Below are 21,234 nucleotides of genomic sequence, written 5' to 3' on the forward strand. Positions count from 1 at the left end.
AGGGGATAGCCCTGACGCACCTGTCGTGAGGTCACCCTAAACTCAATCAGGTGATTAACTCACTTTGCTGATCGTCGTGCGACGACGGATGGATCACGGTGTGCGGGGGCATTCCGCGTTCCATCGGCGAGGAGTTGGTTCACGTGCCGGGCTGGGCGATGTCGTGGGGGGATCGCCCAGCCGACGGCGTGTGGACGCCTCAGCGGCTGACGCCTGCCGGCGCGTACCGGTGCTCTGGACGCCCGGTGGTCCCGTACCGCAGCTGCGTGGTCAGGAGACCTCGAGCGGCCAAGGCGGAGAGGTAGCGTTGCGCCGTCGCACGTGAGACGCCGACCAGCGTGGCCACCTCGGCTGCCGAGCGCTCGCCGTCCGCCTCCGACACCGCTTCGAGGACGGCCGTCTCCGTCGCGGACCTCGACCGGGTCGTCGCCCCGGCATCGCCGGAGTGCAGGATGCGCAGGGCGCGCTCGATCGTCTCCTGGTCGGCGTTCACCGCCTCGCCGAGGACGTTCCGGAACCGGGCGTAGGCGGCGAGCCGGTCCTGGAGCACCTGTGGCGGGAACGGTTTCACCAGGTACCCGAGGGCTCCGGCACGGAGCGCTCGTCGCACGGACGCACCGTCCGACGCTGCAGAGACGACGATGGTGTCGATCGGGAGGTCCACGAGGAGCTCGAGCCCGTTCCGATCCGGAAGGTAGCCGTCGAGGAGCACGAGGTCGGGCGGCTCGGCGGCGATGCTCCGTGCGGCCTCGGCGGCAGACCCGACAGGACTGAGCGCGCGGAACCCGTCGACCTCGTCGACGATCCGGCAGTGCAGGCGGGCGACGTGGAAGTCGTCGTCGACGATCAGCACGGTGAGATCGGCCGCCATCATCCGTCTCCCGCCATGGACGGCGCCGGCTCGACCGTCCCGGGGAGCCGCGCACAGAAGACCGCACCGTGTTCGCCGCGGACGCCGGGGGAGGCCAACCAGACGTCCCCTCCTCGACGACGGGCGATGTCGCGTGAGAGGGGCAGACCGAACCCGTGGCCGTGGACGTCGTCCAGGTCGCCGTGGTCGATGGTCGGGGAGGCGGGTGGAGCGTCGTCCTGGCCGGTCGCCGCGACGCCGTCGCCCGAGTCCATCACGGAGCAGTGCAGCTCGGTGCCGTGGTCGAGGACCTCGACCTCCACCCAGGCCGGTCGGACCCGGCCGGCGACGGCCGCGTTCACCGCATTGTCGAGCAGGTTGCCGAGGACGGTGGTCACGTCTTCAGGATCGCACAGCGACCCGGTGACGAGGGTCTCGGAGCCGATGGTGACGAGCACCCCGCGTTCTGCGGCTTCAACGCCCTTCGCACCGAGGAAGGCCTGGAGGTAGGGCTCGGTGAGGCGGTCCGCGTGTTGGACGGGGTACTTGAGCGGTCCGTGATCGAGCACGTTGGCGAGATAGTCGCGAGCCTCGGCGTCCTGCCCGGTCTCGAGGAGGCCGGAGATCGCGTGCAACCGGTTCGCGAACTCGTGCCGCTGCGCGCGGAGGGCGGTCGTCATCGTGGCGACCGCGTCGAGCCGCCGGGTGAGCGCCTCGACGTCGGTGCGGTCGCGGACGACGACCACCCGCCCGAGGTCGACGCCGTCCCGGGACACGGGCCGGACGTCGACGAAGAGGACGCGGGACCCGACGACGAGCTGGGCTGAGGTCGGGGTCGCGGCGTCGTCCGCGACGAGGTCCACCAGTCGATCGGGCAGGTCGAGGTCGTCGAACCGGCGGCCGATGACCGATCCGATGCCGAGGAGCCTGGCCGCCTGATCGGTGCACACCGTCACGACGCCGTTCGGCGAGACGCCGAGGACGCCTTCGCCGACTCCGCCGAGGACGGCAGCCTGGTTCTGCACGAGCGCGGCGAGTTCCTCCGGTCCGAGGCCGAGCGTCAGCCGCCGCAGCCGGCGCCGGATGAGCATCGAAGCGACCAGGCCGATCGTCAGCGCGAGCAGCGCTGCGCCGACGACCAGCATGGTTTCGCCCACGACGTCGGCGAACACGCGCTGCGGGGCGAACCCGACGCTGATCTCGCCGACGACCTCGCCGGCGCCGGACGAGACCACGGCCCCACCGGTGTCGGAGGACTCGGCGGCGAAGACGGGCACCTTGGCGCGGGCGGACGGTCCGAGGGTGCCGGTCTCCCACGAGACCGACTCCGTCCCGGCCAGGGCCGCTTCCGCACTGGTGCTCACCCGGAGCCCGAGCTGGTCGGGGTCGGGGTGCGCCAGACGGATCCCGCGCTCGTCGGTGACGACCACGAAGAGCGCCCCGGTCCGTGCGCCGACCTCACGGCCGAGCTGCTGCAGGGGACCGGTCCGGAGGTCGGCCGCCGTCGGCGTCCCCGGGGTCCGCGCCTCGAGCGTCACGGCGGTGCGGACGTCGGGATCGCTCGCGACACTCTGGGCGATCGCGAGGGCGGTGGACTGGGCTTCGTGCACGAGGCGCTCGCTGCTCATCCAGGCGAACACGCCCGTGCACACGGCGACGACCGCGATGACGACGACCAGCTGCAGCACGAGCACCTGCGCCGCGAAGCTGGAGCGCCCGCCCCGTCGTCGACCTGGCCGCTCCGCTTCGTCGCCGATCATGGCTCCGATCGTACGTCGCCGGGGCGATGGGCGGCGTCGACCGCGTGATGAGCAGAATGCGCAGAAGGCGGTGTAACCCGCAGATCCGAGCCGAACGCCCACAAGCGAGACAGCTCCGCGCCACTCCCGTACGGTTCCGGGAACGCCCGCCGCACTCGGTCCATCGCCCGTGTCGCCGCGTAGCGTCCCGTCGTGCACACCGCGGTGCACGCAGACGAAGGAGTCGACATGCTGGTCATTCTCGGATTCGCGATGATCCTCACCTTCATGGTGCTGATCATGACGAAGCGCCTCACCCCGATGGTGGCGCTCATCATCGTCCCCACGGTCTTCGGGCTGTTCGCGGGCGCCGGACTCGGGCTCGGCGACATGGTCATCGAGGCGATCGGCAGCCTCGCTCCGACTGCCGCCCTGTTGATGTTCGCGATCATGTACTTCGGGATCATGATCGACGTCGGGCTCTTCGACCCGCTCGTCCGGTTCATCGTCCGCGCGCTGGGCAACGACCCGGCGAAGATCGTCGTCGGTACGGCGCTCCTCGCGGGTGCGGTGTCACTCGACGGCGACGGGTCGACGACGTTCATCGTGACGACCGCCGCGATGCTGCCGATCTACCTGCGGCTCGGCATGAACCCGGTCGTCCTCACCTGCGTCGCCGGGCTCGCGAACGGCACGCTCAACATCGTCCCGTGGGGTGGGCCGACCGTCCGAGCCGCTTCGGCCCTGGGTGTCTCGCCCACCGATATCTTCGTCCCGATGCTGCCGTCGCTCGCCGCCGGCCTCGTCCTCGTGTTCGCCTTCGCCTGGTTCCTGGGGCTCGGGGAGCGTAAGCGCCTCGCAGGCGTCGACCTCCTCGGCGACGGTGCCTCCGGCGTCGCCGCACCGGGTTCGGGTTCCGGGCCCGCCGACCACCCGCTCACCGGCGGCATGTCGACGACCTTCTCGACCAGTGCCCGTGGGCGCCTCGCGACCCTCGTCCGCCCCGACGACACGGCCATGGCCGACACGATGCTCGACCCCGAGCGCGACACCCTGCGCCCGCGACTGATCTGGGTCAACCTCGTGCTCACGGTCGCCGTCATGACGCTGCTCGTGCTCGACCTCGTGCCGTTGCCCTACGTGTTCATGGTCGGCACCGCCATCGCCCTCCTGGTGAACTTCCCGCGGCTCGCGCAGCAGTCCAAGGAGATCGTCGCCCACGCCCCGAGCATCGTCGGCGTCGTCTCGATGGTGCTCGCGGCCGGTGTGCTGATCGGCGTCCTCAACGGGACCGGCATGGTCACCGCGATGGCCGACTGGATCGTCGACATCATCCCGACGGAGCTCGGTCCGTTCCTCGCGGTCATCACCGGGGTGCTCAGCATCCCGATGACGTTCTTCATGAGCAACGACGCGTTCTACTTCGGGATCCTGCCGGTGCTGGCCGAGAGCGCCTCGACCTTCGGCATCGAACCGGTCGAGATGGCGCGCGCGTCGATCACGGGTCAGCCGGTCCACCTGCAGAGCCCGCTCGTGCCGGCCATTCTCCTGCTCGTCTCGCTCGCCAGCGTGAACCTCGGCGACCACCACAAGAAGGTCCTGTGGCGCGCCGCGATCGTCTCGCTCGTGATGCTCGTGGTCGGCGTGCTCGTCGGCACCATCCCGTTCGGCTGACACCGGCGGGCGCCGAGGCTCAACGCGTGGTCGTCCAGTCGAGGTTGACGATGTCGCCGATGTAGATGTCGAGTCCGAGACCGGGGATCGACGGGTTCATGCGGAGCAACTGCTGCTGCGGCAGGTCGAAGCGCTGCGCGATGTCGAAGAACACGTCGCCGGCGACCACCGTGTAACTGATCGGGTTGCCATCGGCGTCCGAGACGACCGGGCCGAGCGCACCGTCCCGTGGCCCGAGGTCGAACGCTGGGCCCTCCGGAATCGGTTCCGCCGGTTCCGCCGGCGCGTTCGGCACGATCGGCGCCGGTTCCGGAGGCAGCGCGTCGCGTGCGGTCGAGGTGGGCAGCGGGGCGACCGAGGGCGACGGCTCCGGCTGCTGGGTGACGACGACCGTCACCGGAGGCGGGGCCGGCTCCGAGACGCAGCCGCTGAGGGCGAGGAGACCGACGACGCCGATCGCGAGGTTCCGGGCGTGCGACAGCGCACGTCGACGTCCGGTCGATTCCTTCGGCCCCACAGCGCATCCCCCCAGGATGGACCGGGCCCTCAGCGCGGTCGGCGGGGGCTCGGTCGAACCCTCAGCCTACGGCGAGGCGCTGCGAGTCCGAGCAGGGCTAGCCCCGAGATCCCGAGCGCCGGAGGCCCTCCAGTAGGCTGCTGGAACGCGCATCGAAGGAGAGCCATGACGGAGCAGGACATCGACCGGACCGGAACGGGAACCCCCGCGGCAGGCCCGTCCACCGGCTTGCGATGGGGCATCCTCGGCCCCGCCGGCGTCGCGAAGAGCTTCACCGCCGACCTCCGACGGCACGGCTTCGACGTCCGGGCCGTCGCCTCGCGATCCGCCGAGACCGCGGCCGCGTTCGCCGCCGAGTTCGACATCCCGAACGTCCACGTGGGGTACGAGGCGCTCGCCGCCGACCCCGAGGTCGACGTGATCTACATCGCGACCCCGCACCCGTTCCACGCCGAGCAGGCGGTGCTGGCGCTCGACGCCGGGAAGCACGTCCTCATCGAGAAGCCCTTCACCCTCAACGCCGCCGAGGCGCAGGCGGTCGTGGCACTCGCCGCGGAGCGCGGTCTGGTCGTCCTCGAGGCGATGTGGACCCGGTTCCTCCCGCACATGGTCCGGCTCCGCGAGCTGCTCGCCGACGGTGTCATCGGACAGCCGCGCAGCCTCGTCGCCGATCACACCCAGCTGCTCTCGGACGACCCGGAGCACCGCATGAACAACCTCGAGCTGGGCGGCGGCGCGCTGCTCGACCTCGGCGTGTACCCGGTCTCCTTCGCGTCGTCCGTCTTCGGGACCCCGACGACGATCCAGGCCACGGCCGCGCTCCGTGACACGGGGGCGGACATGCAGGTCGCGACCCTGTTCGGCTACGCGGACGGCCAGGTGGCGAACACCCTGTCGGCGAGCAACACCGTCGGCCCGAACCGCGCGGCCATCGTGGGGACCGACGGCTGGATCGAGTTCGACCGCGTCTGGTACACGGCGACGACCTTCCGGGTGTTCGGCACCGACGGTGAGGTCGTGGAGACCTACCGTTCCGAGGTGGACGGCCGCGGCATGCACTTCCAGGCGTGGGAGCTCGAACGGCTCGCCTCCGAGGGCCGGCTCTCCGGTGACATCATGCCGCTCGCCGAGACGGTCGCGATCATGGAGACCCTCGACGAGGTCAGGCGCCAGATCGGCGTCCGGTACCCGGGCGAGTGACCCGAGGCACCTGAACACGCGGGTCGAGACCGCTCCGCCGTGCCCGAGCGCCCTCGTGCAACTCGATGGCGTCGCTGTAGTGCCCGATCAGGGCGCTGCTGACGCTCTTCCAACTGCGCGGCAGGACGCCCGCCCGAGCTGCGGCACCGAACGCCGCCCGCTTCACCTCGTCGCCCACGAGGTCCTGGACGAACCCGCGCAGCTGTTCGAGCCTGCCGGGTTCGTAGAGCCACCCGGTGCGGCTGGAGTCGACGAGGTCCACCGGTCCACCCCGACCGGTCGCGACCACGGGTACGCCAGAAGCCATCGCCTCCTGGATGGTCTGGCAGAAGGTCTCCGACTCGCCGGGGTGGACGAACACGTCCAACCCCGCCATCGCGACCGCCAGCTCCTCGCCGCCCAGGAATCCGGTGAACACCGCGTTCGGAAGTCGCTGTTCGAGCGAGGCACGCAGCGGCCCTTCGCCGACGATGACGAGCTTGACGCCCGGGAGTCCACCGAGCACCGCGAGGTCCTCGACCTGCTTCTCGGCCGCGAGCCGCCCGACGTAGCCCACGATCCGCTCGCCGCCGGGAGCGACGGACCGACGCCAGGCCTCGCTGCGCCGTTCAGGGGAGAACCGGACGGCGTCGACGCCGCGCACCCACAGGCGGACCCGCGGGATGGCGTGCGCCTCCAGCTGCGCGATCGACTGCCGTGACGGCGCGAGCGTGAGTGTCGACCGGCCGTGCAGGCGCTCGACGTGCTGCCACAGCAGCGCTTCGGCGACCGGGAACCCGTACCGTCCGGCGTAGGCCGGGATGTCGGTCTGGTACACGGCGACGGTCGGGACGCCCAGGCGCTCGGCGGCCTGGACGCCGCGCCAGCCGAGGACGAACGGCGAGGCCAGGTGCACCACGTCGGGGCGGAAGCCGCGGAGGAGCTCCGTGATCCGGCCGACCCCGCCGGCGGCGACCCGCACGTTCCGGTAGCGGGGGAGCGGGATCGACGGGACGCCGTCCACCCGGAAGCCCTCGTGGAGCCGCGGCGTCGAGGCCCCGGCGCCGGGGGCGATGACGAGCACCTCGTCCCCTCGGTCCGCGAAGTGCTCCATGATGCGGAGCAGGGAGTGGGTGACGCCGTTCATCTGCGGCAGGAACGACTCGGTCACGATTGCGATCCTCACACCCATGATGCTCCGCGTCCTACGGGTCGCAGCGGTGCCCGGCGGGCGACGTGTCGGTGACCATCGGGTGACATCGCGGTGCCGCACGAGGAGGCGCAGCCTGCTTTACTTATCCCATGAGTGCTGGTGGATTCGGAAGCGGCGGCGGGATCGCGTCGGAGCGGATCGAATCCTTCTCGTACACCCCGGCGCGGCGGCTGCGGCCGAACGCGAAGGTCCTGCCGGAACACGCCCGTGGTCACAACCGGGCACTCGTCCTTCAGACCCTCTTCGCCAGCGGTGCCATGAGTCGCGCCGACATCGCCCGCGCCACCGGCCTGACGCGGGTGAGCATCTCCGACCTCGTCGCCTCCCTCATCGCGGACAACCTCATCGTCGAGGTCGGCCTCCGCGAGACCTCGCGCCCGGGTAAGCCCGCCACGCTCATCGACATCAACCGCGACGAGTTCCAGATCGTCGGCCTCGACCTCTCCGACACCGAGGTGTTCCGGGGCGCGGTGCTGACCCTCGACGGCGAGGTCGTGACGATGCTCGAGGTTCCGCTCGACGGCGCCACCGGGGTGGACGCGATCGCGAAGGCCGTCGCGCTCGCAGCAGACCTCGTCGAGGAGGCGACGGTCGAGGTGCTGGGCATCGGGGTCGGTTCGCCCGGCGTCGTCGACATGACCGGCACGGTCCGCAGCGCGCCGAACCTCGGCTGGACCGACGTCGACCTCCAGGGGGCGATCGAGCAGGTCGCCCAGGTGCCGGTCCTCGTCGCGAACGACGCCAATGCCGCGGTGCTCGCGGAGTACAGCTTCGGTGGAGCGGACGGCGACCTGATGCTCGTGAGCGTCGGGAACGGCGTCGGGGCGGGGCTGCTCGTGGGCGGCCATCCGCTCTTCGGGAGCCGGTTCGCCGCCGGTGAGATCGGCCACGTGGTCGTCGGCACCGACGGCGGGCCGCTGTGCGCCTGCGGGAAGCGGGGGTGTCTCGAGGCCTGGCTGGCCGTGCCGCACCTGCGTGAGCTCCTCGCGGCGGCCGAGGCGAGCGATCTTCCCGCCGCGGAGGTCGAGCAGCGTCGCGAGGAGATCCTGCGCGCCGCGGGGGAGCGCCTCGGTGTCTCGCTCGCCGCGATCGTCGGTGCGCTGAACCTGTCGGAGATCGTCGTGAGCGGCCCGGAGGAGCTGCTCGCCGGCGTGCTCCTCGACTCGGCGATCGAGACCGTGCGGGCGCGCACGATGACCGAGTTCCACGGCGGCGTGCAGATCCGGATGAGCGAGCAGGGCGCCGACATCGTCCTGCGCGGCACCGCGGTGATGGTGCTCTCCGGCCTCCTCGGCGTCTCCTGACCCTCGGACGACGCGCGCGTCGCACATTTCCTCGGCGGACTCGGCGAAAAACCGCACCGCTTCCCGGTGTTTCCGCTACCGGGCACGTATGGTGCAAGTGTGTGGCGGCTAGAGAAGAGACGGGATGACGGCGACGTGACGTCCGGAGTCGAACGGGAAGCAGCGGAGGCGCAACTCCGCGAGGGTCCCGTGGCGGCATCGGCAGGCGTGGTCGACACGGCGCTGCACGCCTGGCGTGAGCAGCTCAGCACGGTCGGCGGCCCCTCGCCGCTGCTCCACTTCGTGGACGCTCCGACGACCCGGGTGGAGCTCAGCTCGACGCATCCCGGTGGTCTGCCGCAGTTCATCTCGGGCAAGTCGACGCTGCTGTCGAACCTCATCCGGGACGAGATCGCGCTCCGCGGTGCGAAGCGCGCCGCCGATCGCATCACGACGAAGGGCATCGAGCTCTCGACCGTACGCGGCATCGACGCCGTCCACCTCGCCGTCGGCCTCGCCCAGTGGACGCATCAGGGTGAGGACTTCAGCGCGCCGGTCCTGCTCCGGCCGCTGGCCATCCGCCGGTACGGTCGCGACTACGAGGTCAAGCTGCGCGGCGCCACCACCGCGAACCCGGAGCTCGTCCGCGCCCTCCGCGAGCAGTTCGGCATCGTCCTCGATCCCGACGAGTTCGTCGCGCTGAGCGAGTCGGGCGGGGTCTTCAAGCCGCAGCCCGTCATCGACCGCCTCCGCTCGCTCGCCGCCGGGCTCGAGTGGTTCACCGTCCAGCCGCGACTGCTCGTCTCCTCGTTCGCCGCCGTCGGTCACTCCCTGCTCGACGACGCCGCCAAGCTCGACCACCCGATCCTCGACGCCGTCGCCGGCGACGAGGGTGCCGTCGGCCTCGTGCGCAGCAGCTTCACCCCCGTCGACGCGCCGGGCCAGGACGACCGCCCGCCGTCGACCGACACCCTCCTGCTCGACGCGGACGTCGAGCAGGAGAACGTCATCGCGCAGATCGGTGCCGGCAACTCGCTCGTCGTCACGACGCTTCCGGGCACGGGCGGCACGCAGACCATCGTGAACGCGATCGGCGTCCTCGCGTCGCAGCACAAGCGCGTCCTCGTCGTCAGCCCCCGTCGCTCCACGCTCGAGGGCATCCGCCACCGCCTGACCAAGGTCGGTCTGCCGGGCCTGTGCGCCTCGCCGTCGACCCTCCGCCGCGACCTCATCCAGGCGATCACGCGCAACGAGCGGGCGATCCCGCCGCAGGTCGGCGAGGTCGACGACGCGCTGGTCCGGCTGCGTCGAGTCCTCATCGACTACCGCACGTCGCTGCAGGCGAAGGACCCCGATCTGCGGGTCTCGGTCATCGACGCGCTCGAAGCGCTCTCCAAGCTCTCCAAGCTGCCGCACCCTCCGGGAACCCTGGTCCGGCTCGACCGCCAGACGCTCGTCGGGCTCGCAGCGGGCCGCTCCCGCGCGGCGGAGGCGCTCGAAGGCGCGGCCGCCCTCGGCGAGTTCCGCTACGGTCCGGGCGACTCGCCCTGGTACGGCGCGTCGTTCGACACGACCGCAGAAGCCCAGGAGACCCACGACCTCGCGAAGCGCCTGCACCGCAAGGACCTGCCGCAGCTGCTGGAGCGTGCGTACGGCCTCATCGGGCAGACGCAGATGCGACCGTTCGAGTCCATCGACGAGCTGGGTATCTATCTGCGACTCCTCGCCGACATCCGAGAGACACTCGATCGCTTCCAGCCCGACGTCTTCGACCGGTCGCTCGCCGACCTCATCGTCGCGACGAGCCCGCGGAAGGACTCCACCGCGATGTCGTCGGCGAGCCGCCGTCGACTCAAGGCCTTGGCCAAGGAGTACCTGCGCCCCGGCGCACACGTGCCCGACATGAACGCCGCCCTCCGTCGGATCCAGCAGCAGCGCACCCTGTGGCAGCGCTACGTGACGACCGGCGCGCCGCCCGAGGTGCCGCTCGGCATCGCGGACGTCGAGCAGGCGTACCAGACCGTCGCCGCGAAGCTCGAGCTGGTCGACCAGCCGCTCGGCATCGCCGACACCCCGGACCGCCTCGGACGCCTCGCGATCCCGAGTCTCGTCCGCACGATCTCCGAGCTCGCCGCCGAGTCCGAGGTCCTCCACAACCTCCAGGAGCGCACCGCGATCCTCGCCGGTCTGCGCGAGCAGGGTCTCGGCGAGCTCATCGTCGACCTGTCCCAGCGGCACGTGCCGCGGACGCGCCTCGCTGACGAGCTCGAACTCGCCTGGTGGCAGTCGATGCTCGAGCTCGTGCTCACCGAGGACCGCGGTCTGCTCGGCGCGAACACGAGCGTCGTCGAGCGTCTCGAGTCCGACTTCCGGCTGGTGGACGAAGCGCACGCCTCCGCCTCCGGGCAGCTCCTCGCATCGCTGCTGGCCGACACCTGGAAGATCGGTCTCGTCGACCACTCCTCCGAAGGCATGGCGCTCCGATCGCTCCTCAAGCGCGATCGACCGCTCCGTGCTGCTGAGCTCGAGCAGGCGGCACCCACGCTGTCGCGCGTCCTCGCGCCGGTCTGGCTCGTCTCGCCGTACGAAGTGCCTCGCATCCCCGAGAGCGCGTCCTTCGACGCCGTCTTCCTCGTCGACGCGGGGGCTACGCTCCTCGCCGAGAACGTGGACGCCATCCGTCGTGCGCGTCAGGTCGTCGCCTTCGGTGACCCCGTCACGCAGAGTCCGTCGCCCTTCGAGATCCGTCTGACGGATCAGGAGCCGACCCCCGAGCAGCACGCCGACATCGCCGAGCTGCACCGCGAGTCCGCGCTCGAACAGCTGAGCTCGGTGCTGCCGACCCTCATGCTGACGCGCTCCTACCGTGCCGGAGGTGAGGACCTCGCAGAACTCGTCAACGAGCGGTTCTACGGCGGCCAGATCGACTCCCTGCCGTGGGCGGGTTCGTTCCTCGGCCATGGCAGCCTGAGCCTCGACTACGTGCCCGGCGGGCTCGGCATGCCCGACCCGGTCACCGGAGCGGTGGAGAGTGTCGACGTCGAGGTCGAACGGGTCGTGGAACTCGTCCTCGAGCACGCCTCGAACCGTCCGAAGGAATCCCTGATGGTCGTGACCGCGAGCGACAAGCACGCGGTCCGGGTCCAGCAGGCGGTCCTCGCGGCGTTCTCCCGTCGGGCCGACCTCTCCGACTTCCTCCTGCGCGAGCGAGCGGAACCGTTCACCGTCCTGACGCTCGAGCAGTCCGTGGCCGAGAGCCGCGACCGCGTCATCTTCTCGATCGGGTACGGCCTGACGCCGCACGGACGCGTACTGTCCGACTTCGGAGCACTGGGTCAGCCCGGCGGCGACCGGCTGCTCGCGGTCGGCATGACGCGCGCACGGCGGTCCATGGTGATCGTCTCGTGCGTCCGCCCCGAGGACCTCGACCAGAACCGGATCCAGCACGGCATCCTCGCGCTCGCGCGCATCCTGACGGACACGTCGCGCCGCGCCTCCGAGGATCAGGCGACGCACGAAGCCGAGCCGATGCTCGTCGACCTCGCGACGCGCCTCGAGACGCTCGGGATGCGGGTCGACATGGGCTACCGCGGCAAGCTCGCCCTGGTCGCCTCGTGGGGTGGCCGAGCCGTGGTCGTGGAGTGCGACGAGGAACTGGGTGACGCGAGTCTCCGGGAGTCGCTGCGGCTCCGCCCCGACGTCCTGCGACGGCTTGGCTGGCACTACGTCCGCGTGCACAGCTTCGACCTCTTCGCCGACGCCGAGGCGGTCGCGCAGCGCGTGGCCGGTGTGCTCGGTCTCAACACCACCGAGCACCTCGACACCGCGCCGATCGCCGTGCAGGTCCCACGCCACTGATGGTCGGACACTGATCATGCAGGACGATCAGGAGCCACGGATCGTCCGTTCCCGAGGATCGAGGCGGGCGATCCGGCCCGGTGCTCCCGGGACGGATCCCGCGCCGCAGCTGCCGGCCGATCCCGTCAAGGCGGCGGAGGACACCGACGCCGCCTGGGGTGGCACCGCCAAACCCGCTGGCGGCGGTGGCAACGACGACGAGCTGCAACGCAACGTCCCGCCCCACTGGTGAGCGGGACGGGACGTCGGTGGTGCCGGACAGGCTGGGACTAACGCCCGTCGGTCGTGTCGTCGCGTGCGGGCGGCAGCGGTGAGCTCGTACCCGTCTTCAGGACGTCGCGGATCTCGGTGAGGAGCGACAGCTCACTCGGAGCGGCCGCCTCGTCGGCGATCGTCGGCTTCGTCGTGATGCGCTTGAAGTGGTTCATCGGCAGCACGATGACGAAGTAGACCACGGCGGCGATGAGCACGAACTGGATCGCCGCACCGATGAAGGCACCGAATTGGAGGTTCGCGGTCTTGCCGGCGAGCGTCGGAATCTCGACGATGAAGGCGTCCTTCAGGCTCTCGGCCTGGAAGAGTGCGCCCAGCAGGGGGTTGAAGATGTTCTCGACGAGCGAGTTGACGATGGCGGTGAACGCGGCCCCGATCACGACGGCCACGGCCAGGTCGATCACGTTGCCGCGGAGGATGAATTCCTTGAAGCCTTTGAGCATGGGGTCTCCCTGAGGATCGGGGATGGGCAGGACCCTGGCTACGCTACCTGCTCAGGAAGCTGCGCTTCCAGCACTTGTCGAAGGCGTGCTGGATGTGGATGACCCGGCGGAGGACGATCCGCTCGTCGCTCCCGACGGTGAGCTCGACGACCCTTCCGAGGATTTCGAGGAGGCCGGGATCGAGCTCGAGCCCTTGCCGGCACCGGCGCGGGAGTCCGTGCGGTAGAAGCCGGAGCCGTTGAACGTGACACCGACCGCGCTGAACAGCTTGCGCAGCTTGCCGGAGCACGCCGGGCACTCGGTGAGGGAGTCGTCGGTGAAGGACTGCTGGACGTCGAAGGCGTTGCCGCACTCGGTGCAGCGGTAGGCGTAGGTGGGCACGGGGTCTCCTGGGATGTGGTGGGTCGGCGCGCTCAGCGGCGCGGTCTGACCTGGTCGAAGTCGAGGATGCGGCTCGGGGTCACGGCACCGCCGACGGGTTCGTCGTGGATCTCGCTCGGGACCTCGTCGAGGATCTCGGTGTCGTACAGCACGGCGTAGACGGGAGGGCAGCGCTCCATCGAGCCGAGCGTCTTGTCGAAGTACCCGCGACCCCAGCCCATGCGCATGCCGTGTGCGTCGACGGCGGCCGCGGGGACGAGGATGAGGTCGACGTCGTTGATCGCGATGGGGCCGAGGGTGGTACCCACGACCTCGGGGGTGCCGGCGAAGCCCACCGTCTCGATGCCCTCTTCGCCGATCGTCCAGTCGAGGAGCCCGTCGGTGCGGGTGATGGGGAACAGGATGCGGATGCCCGCTTCTTGCGCCCACTGGAGGAAGGGACGGGTGTCGGGCTCGCTCGGAGAAGAGAGGTAGCAGGCGATGGAGGTCGCGCCGAAGCGGGAGACGAGGGCGCGGAGATTGTCCGTCAGTCCGGTGGTCGACCGCTCCTTCTCCAGGGAGGTGAGCAGCTCCCGCCGCTCACGGAGCTCGGCGCGCAGCGCTCGTTTCTCGTGTTCGGCGGGGCTCGTCATGCGACCCATTCTAAACGGCTCGTCGTCACGCCCGGCTCGTTGCCCGACGTCATACCCGACATCCGCCGCCTTGTCCAGGGGTTCGGGGGATTTCACCCTCGATCGAGGGGGTATTCGGCGACTTCCCCGGCTCCACACGATAGGTTTTCCCTCATGACCACTCGTGTTACCAAAGCAGTCATCCCCGCAGCAGGCCTCGGCACCCGGTTCCTTCCGGCGACGAAGGCCCTGCCGAAGGAGATGCTCCCCGTCGTCGACAAGCCGGCCATCCAGTACGTCGTCGAGGAGGCCGTCAGCGCCGGGCTCGCCGATGTGCTCATGATCATCGGCCGCAACAAGAACGCCCTCGCCAACCACTTCGACCGCGTGACCGAGCTCGAGCTCAACCTCGCGAAGAAGGGCGACACCCAGCGCCTCGAGAAGGTCAACGAGTCGAGTGAGCTCGCCGACATCCACTTCCTGCGCCAGGGAGACCCGAAGGGCCTCGGCCACGCCGTCCTGCGGGCCAAGCGCCACGTCGGCCACGAGCCCTTCGCCGTGCTCCTCGGCGACGACCTGATCGACGCCCGCGACGTCCTCCTCGAGCGCATGCTCGACGAGCAGGACAAGCGGAACGCGACGATCATCGCCCTCATGGAGGTCGACCCGGATTCGATCCACATGTACGGTGCAGCAGCCGTCGAGGCCACCGACGACCCCGACGTCGTGCGGGTGACCGGCCTCGTCGAGAAGCCTGCGAAGGAGGACGCCCCGTCCAACCTCGCCATCATCGGTCGCTACGTGCTGAAGCCAGAGGTGTTCGAGATCCTCGAGCGCACCGAGCCGGGCAAGGGTGGCGAGATCCAGCTGACCGACGCGCTCCAGGAGATGGCCGCCGACGTCGAGGGCACGGGCGGCGTCTACGGCGTCATCTTCCGCGGCCGTCGCTACGACACGGGCGACCGCCTCGATTACATCAAGGCGATCGTGCAGCTCGCAGTCGACCGCGAGGACCTCGGTCCCGAGCTGCGTCCGTGGCTCAAGGGCTTCGCCGGGGACCTCGACTGAGTCCACCCGACGACACACGACGCGCCCCGGGTCCGCAGCATCGGATCTCGGGGCGCGATGCTGTCGACGACGTGGTGTCGGTGCATCGGTGAGCGCTCCACTAGGCTCACCACAGAACGCGAGAGGGGTGGCACGGTGGCGCAGGTCGTACCCGTTCTGAGCAGTGGGCGAGTGAGCATCCGGCCCATCAAGGTCCGTGACGCGAGGCCGCTCGAGCGCGAGCTCGCAGAGAACCGTGCCTGGTTGCGCCGCTGGGAGGCGACGAGCCCCTACGGCCCGGTCCCGGCCGACAGCCGTGCGGCGATCCGCTCGCTGCAGAACCACGCGCGCTCGGGAGCCGGCCTCCCGTTCGTCATCGAGGTCGACGGAGAGTTCGCCGGCCAGCTCAACGTCTCCGGCATCACCTACGGCTCGCTCGCCTCGGCATCGATCGGCTACTGGGTCTCGCAGCGGTTCGCGGGTCTCGGTGCCACACCGATCGCGACCGCCCTGGCGACCGACCACTGCTTCACCGCCCTGCAACTCCACCGTCTGGAGATCTGCATCCGGCCCGAGAACGCTCCGAGCCTGCGGGTCGTCGAGAAGCTCGGGTTCCGGTACGAGGGGCTGCGACGCCGCTTCATCCACATCGACGGCGACTGGCGCGACCACTTCTGCTTCGGCCTCGTCCGCGAAGAAGTCCCGGGCGGCGTCCTGAACCGTTGGTTGGACGGCCAGGTCCCGAAGGACGCATGCGTGATCCCCGAGGCCGACCGTCTCGCGGCCGCGGCGCCCTTCCCCACCCGCTGACCAGGTAGCCGTTTACCCCCTCCATCCGGGGACACACCCGACGACTGCCCGTCTCCGGTCGTTTCACCCGCTACGGTCAGGGACATGGACGGCGGATTCCTGAGCGGTGGGGTGATCATTCTGGTCGCAGCGATGCTGTGGCTGGTGTACCTGGTTCCGTCGTGGGTGCGTGACAGTCAGTTCTCCGCCAGTGAGCGCAACGCGATCCGGTTGCAGCAGACGCTCCGTGTGCTCGCCGAGACGGCTGAGGTTCCGGAGGCCGTCCGGCTCGAGGCGACGTCGCGTGAGGTCGCTGCGCAGCGCAAGCTCCTCAAGCAGCTCGAGGTCAGGACGAAGGCGACGGCCGAGGCCGCAGCGCGCGTCGAACTCGCAGAAGCTGATCGCGTCCGTCGCGAGGAGGAGGCCAGGGCCGTGCAGGCCGAAGCCGCCGCCCGTGCCGCGGAGGATGCTCGTCGTGCGGCCGCTGCCGCAGCCCGTGCCGTGCAGCGCAACGCCCGAGCGGCGAAGCTCGCGCGGAGCCGCCGTCGTTCCAGGCTGCTCGCGACCACCGTGTTGGTCGCCTCCATCATCGGGTTCTGCTCCGGCGTGACCGCGTTCCTCGCGGGTGGGGGCCTCGTCCTCGGGGTCTCGTCCACGGTCGTGGGGCTGCTCGCTCTCTCTGCTCTCTCCCGGATGTCGCGCATCGCCCACCGTGCCGTCGCACCGGTACCGGCGGTCGCAGTCACGACCAGGCGCGTCGAGTCGGCGCTCTTCGAGTACAACGAGCCCGTCAAGGCGGCATCGCAGGCGCAGACCTGGACGCCGACGTCCATCCCGAAGCCGCTCCACCTCTCCGAGGGTTCCTCGGCCGCCGCCGAGCTGGCCAAGGCCGACGCGTACGACCGCCTTCGTCAGGCGGCCATGCAGGAGGCCATCGCCTCTCGCGCCGAGCGTCTCGCGCCGGTCGTGCCGACGATCGTCCGTCGTCCGGAGCCTGCCGCTCCGCAGCCCGAGCGCGTCGAACCGCAGCCGGCCCCGAGCCGTTTCGCCTCGATGGGTGTCATCGACGAGGGCGAGATCGCCGCCGGCGGCTCCACTCTGCTGCAGCGTCGTCGCGCCGCGGGCTGAGTCCCGACTGAGCCCGTCCGGTCGTTCATGAACCGGTCACCGGCGACGGATAGACTCGTCGAGGGGGTTCGTCGTTCGGTTCTCGTCGACGCCCTGGAACGCGAAAGGTGACCATGGGCGTGTGGCGGAAGAGCCGGCGGAAGCCGATGAAGCCCTACGTCGCGCCCCCTGAGGTGGCTCCGCCGCCGGTCGAGCACGCGGTCGAGGAAGGCCTCCTCATCGCGCGGTCCTGGACCGTGGTCGAGGTCACGAACTGGATCATCGAGCGAGCGCTCCGCGACGGCGCGTCCTACGACGCCGAGGCGACGCAGTCGGCTGTCCGGCGCGAGCTGGGGCGCATGGCTGACGAGCAGGAGGAGTACGCGGACCTCGCACGGGAGGCGCGCCAGACGGCGTTCCAGCGCCGGGGGAGTGCGCGTCACCAGCACGACTACCGCGCGGGCGACCTGAGCGCCCTGTCCCGTCGCCGCGAGGTGTACTCGGGGCTCGCCGCCGAACTCCGTCGGGTGAGCAAGGACGAGGAGTTCGTCGCGGCGATCGCCGAATCCGCTCGTGAGCGGGCGTGGGGCGACCTGGAGCGCGCCATCCAGGCGAAGCTCGACCGGGTCCTCGACGAGCCGGTCGTCGACGAGCACTACCGGCGTGCCCGCAGCCAGCGGCTCCGGTGGTTCCGCGATCTCGACCTCGCAGCCCTCATCGCGGCCAATCCGAACGACGGCAGCATGCCGGTCGACGACGGTCCGAACCCGTACGAGGACTAGCGCGGCCGGTTCGAAACGGCGCGCCGGTTCTGCTAGCCTGGTCGAGTAGTTGGGCCCATGGCGCAGTCCGGTAGCGCACCTCGTTCGCATCGAGGGGGTCAGGGGTTCGAATCCCCTTGGGTCCACCAGCTGCAACGACAACCCCGCACCTCACGGTGTGGGGTTGTCGTGTTTCCGGGTGTCGGCAGCGTCCTGTCCCGTGTCGGCGGCGCCCCGCGTCCTGTACGGTCAGGGGCACGGCGCCGCTTCGGTTCCCGTGAACGGGACGAGCAGTCATGCCAGCAGCATCCGAACCGACCGTGCAGCACGACGCCGTCCTCGGGGTGATCGGCACCTCGCTGAAACCCGATGAACGACGCGTGCCGATCCACCCGGCGCACTTCGAGCGCATCCCGGAGGAGTTCCGGTCTCGGATCGTCGTGGAGCACGGCTACAGTGCCCGGTTCGGCGTCTCCGACGAGGAGATCGCGCCCTACGTCCGCTCGTTCGCGACGCGCGCCGAGGTCATCGAACAGGCCGACGTCGTCCTCCTGCCGAAACCGCAGCTCGAGGACGTCCAGGAGCTCCACGACGGGCAGACGCTCTGGGGCTGGCCGCACTGCGTCCAGGACACCGCGCTGACGCAGCTCGCGATCGACAAGCGGCTCACGCTGATCGCCTTCGAGGCGATGAACCACTGGGCCGCCGACGGCAGCTTCGGCTTGCACGTCTTCCACAAGAACAATGAACTCGCCGGCTACAGCTCGGTGATCCACGCCCTGGAACTCTGCGGCTCCACGGGCAGCTACGGCCGTCGCCTGACGGCCGTGGTCATCGGGTTCGGCGCGACCGCCCGAGGTGCCGTGACCGCGCTCAACGCCCACGGGATCCACGACGTGCGCGTGCTCACCAACCGCCGGGTCGCGGCGGTGGCAGCACCCATCCACTCCGCCCGTATGATCCAGTTCGACCACGACGACGGCCCGTACCTGAGCGAGGTCATCACCGACGAGGGTCGCGTGCCGCTCGCACCCTTCCTGGCCGAGAGCGACATCGTCGTCAACTGCACGCTGCAGGACCCCAACGCACCACTGCTCTACCTCCGTGAGGGCGATCTCGGCGCGTTCCGGCCCGGGAGCCTCATCGTGGACGTCTCCTGCGACGAGGGGATGGCCTTCGAGTGGGCACGCACGACCGGGTTCGACGACCCGATGTTCACCGTCGGGCGCGGGGAGATCAACTACTACGCGGTCGACCACAGTCCGTCGCTCCTGTGGAACTCGTCCAGCTGGGAGAACAGCGAGGCGTTGCTGCCGTTCCTGCCCACTGTCCTGGCCGGGCCGGCTGCCTGGGCCGACAGCCTGACCGTCCAGCGGGCCGTCGAGATCCAGGACGGGATCATCCTCAACCCGGCGATCACCGAGTTCCAGCACCGGTCGGCCGAGTACCCGCACGAGGTCCTGCCGGGCTGATCGGTCCTTGGCAGTCCACTCAAGCAGTGGGGCCTCGGCGGGCCTCTCGGTGAACCGCTGATGGAGGCACCCCGCCCGGGGCCCCTCGTGGGCACTTCGACAGGCTCAGTGACCGGGGATGGTCCACCCGGAACCCTCCTGTCCCTGAGTAACCCCGTCTGGTCCCTGAGCCTGTCGAAGGGCGGCCGGGTGACCTGACGAAGCCGATGAACCTCCGCCGATCCCTGAGTAACCCACTCCGGCTCCTGAGCTTGTCGAAGGGCCCAGGGGGAACCCCACGAATCCGGCGGACCTCCCTCGGTCCCTGAGCTTGTCGAAGGGCCCAGGGGGAACCCCACGAATCCGGCGGACCTCCCTCGGTCCCTGAGCTTGTCGAAGGGCCTAGGGGGAACCCCACGAATCCGGCGGACCTCCCTCGGTCCCTGAGCTTGTCGAAGGGCACACCAGGAAGCTTCCACAACCGAGACCACTCGGCATCTGGAATGTCAGTGGTCCATGGTGGACTGGTTCCATGACCGAGACCACCACCACCGCGACCCGCGCGGGCGACGAATACGCCGCGCGCCTCGCGGAGTTCTCGGACGAGTGGGCGGAGATCCACCGGCAACAGGCCGCCTTGGACGCACGGAAAGCGCGCCTCCTGGCCCGCTCCGCCGCCTACGCGGACGCCTTCGCAGACGCCACGGTCCCGGCCATCTTCCCGCCGGCCGAGCGTCAGGCCCTCTCCCGACGATCCACCTGTGCTGCCCTCGCGATGGCGACCCGGATGCCGGAACGGACAGTCCTCCGTGCGACGAACCACGCCGAACGTCTCGTCAATGACGCACCCGGCGTGCTGGCGTCGCTTGAAGCCGGCCGGATCTCGGCGCGGCATGCGCAGGTGATCACCGACCAGCTGTGCGACGTCCCGACCGCTGGGCGAGCGGTGTTCCTCGACCAGGTCCTTCGAGAGGCGGAGCGCATGACGGCCGCAGGACTCAAGAACCGCGCCCGCGTCCTGCGGGAGCGTCTCCATCCGGAATCCATCACGGTGCGCGCAACCCGCTCGGAGGCGGACCGCCGGGTCGAGTTCGAGCCAGCGGCGGACGGCATGGCATGGGTGCACCTCTTCACCACCGCACCCATCGCCCAGGGGCTCATCGAACGGGTCGAAGTAGCGGCCGCCGAAGCACGCGCAGCTGGCGACACCCGCACCTGCGCCCAACTGCAGGCCGATGCCCTCGCGGCCCTCGCCCTCACCGGCGTGACACCCGAAGATGTGATGTCGAGTCCGGTGCTCCCGCACCCGATCGAGGTCCAGGAGCACATCAAGCCCACGGTGCAGATCACGGTCCCGGCGCTGAGCATGGCCGGCGTCAGCGATGCCCCGGCCACGCTGGACGGCTACGGCCCGATCGACCCGGAGGCCGCTGCACGCATCGCGGTGAACGCGCCCAGCTTCACCAGGATCCTCGTCCAATCCGAGACCGGCGCGGTCTTGTCGGTCGGGCGGGGCCAGTACCGGGTTCCGGCCGATCTCCAACGGGTGGTGCGGCTGCGGGACGGCACCTGTCGGGCGCCGGGCTGCGGCAGGCGCGCCAGGGCTTGCGATCTCGACCATTCGGTCGCGTGGGAGGACGGCGGGACAACAGATGTCGGCAATCTTGCCTGTCTGTGCCGACATCACCATCGGATGAAGCACCTCCCCGGCTGGAACCTTCAACACGGACCCGGCGGCGCGCTCGAGTGGACGACACCCGACGGGAAGCAGTATTGGACCGAGCCGGATCCCGCGCCGTTCTGACCAGTTCCGGCCCCTGAGCTGCGCCGCACTTCGACAAGCTCAGTGACCGGGAAAAGTGCATCCGGAACATGTCGGTCCCTGAGCCTGGCGAAGGGTTTCTCGTGGGCACTTCGACAAGCTCAGTGACCGGGAAAAGTGCGTCCGGAACATGTCGGTCCCTGGGCCTGACGAAGGGTTTCTCGTGGGCACTTCGACAAGCTCAGCGACCGGGAGAGGTCTGTTCGGCGTGCTTCGGTCCCTGAGCCTGTCGAAGG

Annotated in this window: 18 protein-coding genes, 1 tRNA gene and 1 pseudogene; 13 read left to right on the top strand and 7 right to left on the bottom strand. The window is 70.0% G+C overall.

Features of this window, described 5'->3' with window-relative positions:
• Nucleotides 1–199: 199 nt before the first annotated feature.
• Nucleotides 200–871 carry a response regulator gene (locus B9Y95_RS01750; protein WP_085510388.1) on the bottom strand — a complete coding sequence of 224 codons (672 nt, stop codon included), beginning with the start codon at nt 869–871 and terminating at the stop codon, nt 200–202.
• Nucleotides 871–2,610 carry a sensor histidine kinase gene (locus B9Y95_RS01755; RefSeq protein WP_085510389.1) on the bottom strand — a complete coding sequence of 580 codons (1,740 nt, stop codon included), beginning with the start codon at nt 2,608–2,610 and terminating at the stop codon, nt 871–873. The genes B9Y95_RS01750 and B9Y95_RS01755 overlap by 1 nt, the downstream gene beginning before the upstream one ends.
• A 228-nt stretch (nt 2,611–2,838) precedes the next feature.
• On the opposite strand from B9Y95_RS01755, the gene B9Y95_RS01760 reads away from it, so the two are divergent.
• Complete coding sequence (locus B9Y95_RS01760; protein WP_085510390.1) at nt 2,839–4,263, top strand: CitMHS family transporter; 1,425 nt, start codon at nt 2,839–2,841, stop codon at nt 4,261–4,263.
• Nucleotides 4,264–4,282: 19 nt separating this feature from the next.
• Here the strand turns inward: B9Y95_RS01760 and B9Y95_RS01765 are convergent, their stop codons facing one another.
• Nucleotides 4,283–4,780, bottom strand: a complete 498-nt coding sequence (locus B9Y95_RS01765) for a LysM peptidoglycan-binding domain-containing protein (protein ID WP_159453316.1) — start codon at nt 4,778–4,780, stop codon at nt 4,283–4,285.
• Nucleotides 4,781–4,945: 165 nt separating this feature from the next.
• Between B9Y95_RS01765 and B9Y95_RS01770 the strand changes: the two genes are divergently transcribed.
• Nucleotides 4,946–5,980: a Gfo/Idh/MocA family protein gene (locus B9Y95_RS01770; protein WP_085510392.1), complete on the top strand. Its 1,035-nt coding sequence runs from the start codon at nt 4,946–4,948 to the stop codon at nt 5,978–5,980.
• On the opposite strand, the gene B9Y95_RS01775 is transcribed toward B9Y95_RS01770, so the two are convergent.
• Nucleotides 5,943–7,145 (bottom strand): glycosyltransferase family 4 protein, encoded by a 1,203-nt coding sequence (locus B9Y95_RS01775; RefSeq protein ID WP_085511022.1) that lies wholly within the window; start codon nt 7,143–7,145, stop codon nt 5,943–5,945. The two genes, B9Y95_RS01770 and B9Y95_RS01775, sit on opposite strands and share 38 nt — an antisense overlap.
• 116 nt (nt 7,146–7,261) lie before the next feature.
• Here B9Y95_RS01775 and B9Y95_RS01780 point away from each other — a divergent pair, with 116 nt between their 5' ends.
• The 3 genes from B9Y95_RS01780 to B9Y95_RS01790 all read left to right on the top strand — a co-directional run bounded on the left by B9Y95_RS01780 (nt 7,262) and on the right by B9Y95_RS01790 (nt 12,545).
• Entirely contained in the window at nt 7,262–8,476 is a 1,215-nt protein-coding gene (locus B9Y95_RS01780) for an ROK family transcriptional regulator (protein ID WP_085510393.1), read from the top strand.
• A gap of 99 nt (nt 8,477–8,575) precedes the next feature.
• Nucleotides 8,576–12,313 carry an ATP-binding protein gene (locus tag B9Y95_RS01785; RefSeq protein WP_085510394.1) on the top strand — a complete coding sequence of 1,246 codons (3,738 nt, stop codon included), beginning with the start codon at nt 8,576–8,578 and terminating at the stop codon, nt 12,311–12,313.
• 16 nt (nt 12,314–12,329) lie between these two features.
• Nucleotides 12,330–12,545: a hypothetical protein gene (locus B9Y95_RS01790; RefSeq protein ID WP_085510395.1), complete on the top strand. Its 216-nt coding sequence runs from the start codon at nt 12,330–12,332 to the stop codon at nt 12,543–12,545.
• A gap of 37 nt (nt 12,546–12,582) precedes the next feature.
• Here B9Y95_RS01790 and mscL read toward each other — a convergent pair whose 3' ends face one another.
• Nucleotides 12,583–13,029, bottom strand: a complete 447-nt coding sequence (gene mscL / locus B9Y95_RS01795) for a large conductance mechanosensitive channel protein MscL (protein WP_085510396.1) — start codon at nt 13,027–13,029, stop codon at nt 12,583–12,585.
• Between the two features lie 22 nt (nt 13,030–13,051).
• On the opposite strand from mscL, the gene B9Y95_RS21170 reads away from it, so the two are divergent.
• Nucleotides 13,052–13,255 (top strand): hypothetical protein, encoded by a 204-nt coding sequence (locus B9Y95_RS21170; RefSeq protein ID WP_412458818.1) that lies wholly within the window; start codon nt 13,052–13,054, stop codon nt 13,253–13,255.
• Between the two features lie 14 nt (nt 13,256–13,269).
• On the opposite strand, the pseudogene B9Y95_RS21175 reads toward B9Y95_RS21170, so the two are convergent.
• Nucleotides 13,270–13,410: pseudogene (locus B9Y95_RS21175) on the bottom strand (FmdB family zinc ribbon protein); the annotation flags it as partial.
• 32 nt (nt 13,411–13,442) lie between these two features.
• Nucleotides 13,443–14,042, bottom strand: a complete 600-nt coding sequence (locus B9Y95_RS01805; protein ID WP_085511023.1) for a 5-formyltetrahydrofolate cyclo-ligase — start codon at nt 14,040–14,042, stop codon at nt 13,443–13,445.
• A 153-nt stretch (nt 14,043–14,195) separates the two neighbouring features.
• On the opposite strand from B9Y95_RS01805, the gene galU reads away from it, so the two are divergent.
• The 7 genes from galU to B9Y95_RS01840 all read left to right on the top strand — a co-directional run bounded on the left by galU (nt 14,196) and on the right by B9Y95_RS01840 (nt 20,980).
• On the top strand, nt 14,196–15,089 hold the full coding sequence (gene galU / locus B9Y95_RS01810) for a UTP--glucose-1-phosphate uridylyltransferase GalU (RefSeq protein ID WP_085510398.1): 894 nt from the start codon (nt 14,196–14,198) through the stop codon (nt 15,087–15,089).
• Between the two features lie 135 nt (nt 15,090–15,224).
• Nucleotides 15,225–15,878 carry a GNAT family N-acetyltransferase gene (locus B9Y95_RS01815; protein WP_064296541.1) on the top strand — a complete coding sequence of 218 codons (654 nt, stop codon included), beginning with the start codon at nt 15,225–15,227 and terminating at the stop codon, nt 15,876–15,878.
• An 84-nt stretch (nt 15,879–15,962) separates the two neighbouring features.
• A complete protein-coding gene (locus B9Y95_RS01820; RefSeq protein ID WP_085510399.1) occupies nt 15,963–16,985 on the top strand; it encodes a hypothetical protein in 1,023 nt (340 codons plus the stop codon).
• 107 nt (nt 16,986–17,092) lie between these two features.
• Entirely contained in the window at nt 17,093–17,746 is a 654-nt protein-coding gene (locus B9Y95_RS01825) for a hypothetical protein (RefSeq protein WP_143736309.1), read from the top strand.
• Between the two features lie 51 nt (nt 17,747–17,797).
• Nucleotides 17,798–17,874, top strand: a tRNA-Ala gene (locus B9Y95_RS01830).
• A 147-nt stretch (nt 17,875–18,021) separates the two neighbouring features.
• Nucleotides 18,022–19,197 (top strand): N(5)-(carboxyethyl)ornithine synthase, encoded by a 1,176-nt coding sequence (locus tag B9Y95_RS01835; protein WP_085510401.1) that lies wholly within the window; start codon nt 18,022–18,024, stop codon nt 19,195–19,197.
• Nucleotides 19,198–19,708: 511 nt separating this feature from the next.
• Complete coding sequence (locus tag B9Y95_RS01840) at nt 19,709–20,980, top strand: HNH endonuclease signature motif containing protein (protein ID WP_085510402.1); 1,272 nt, start codon at nt 19,709–19,711, stop codon at nt 20,978–20,980.
• Nucleotides 20,981–21,234: the final 254 nt, after the last annotated feature.

This window comes from Plantibacter flavus (assembly GCF_900177615.1).
GTDB classification, from domain to species: domain Bacteria; phylum Actinomycetota; class Actinomycetes; order Actinomycetales; family Microbacteriaceae; genus Plantibacter; species Plantibacter flavus.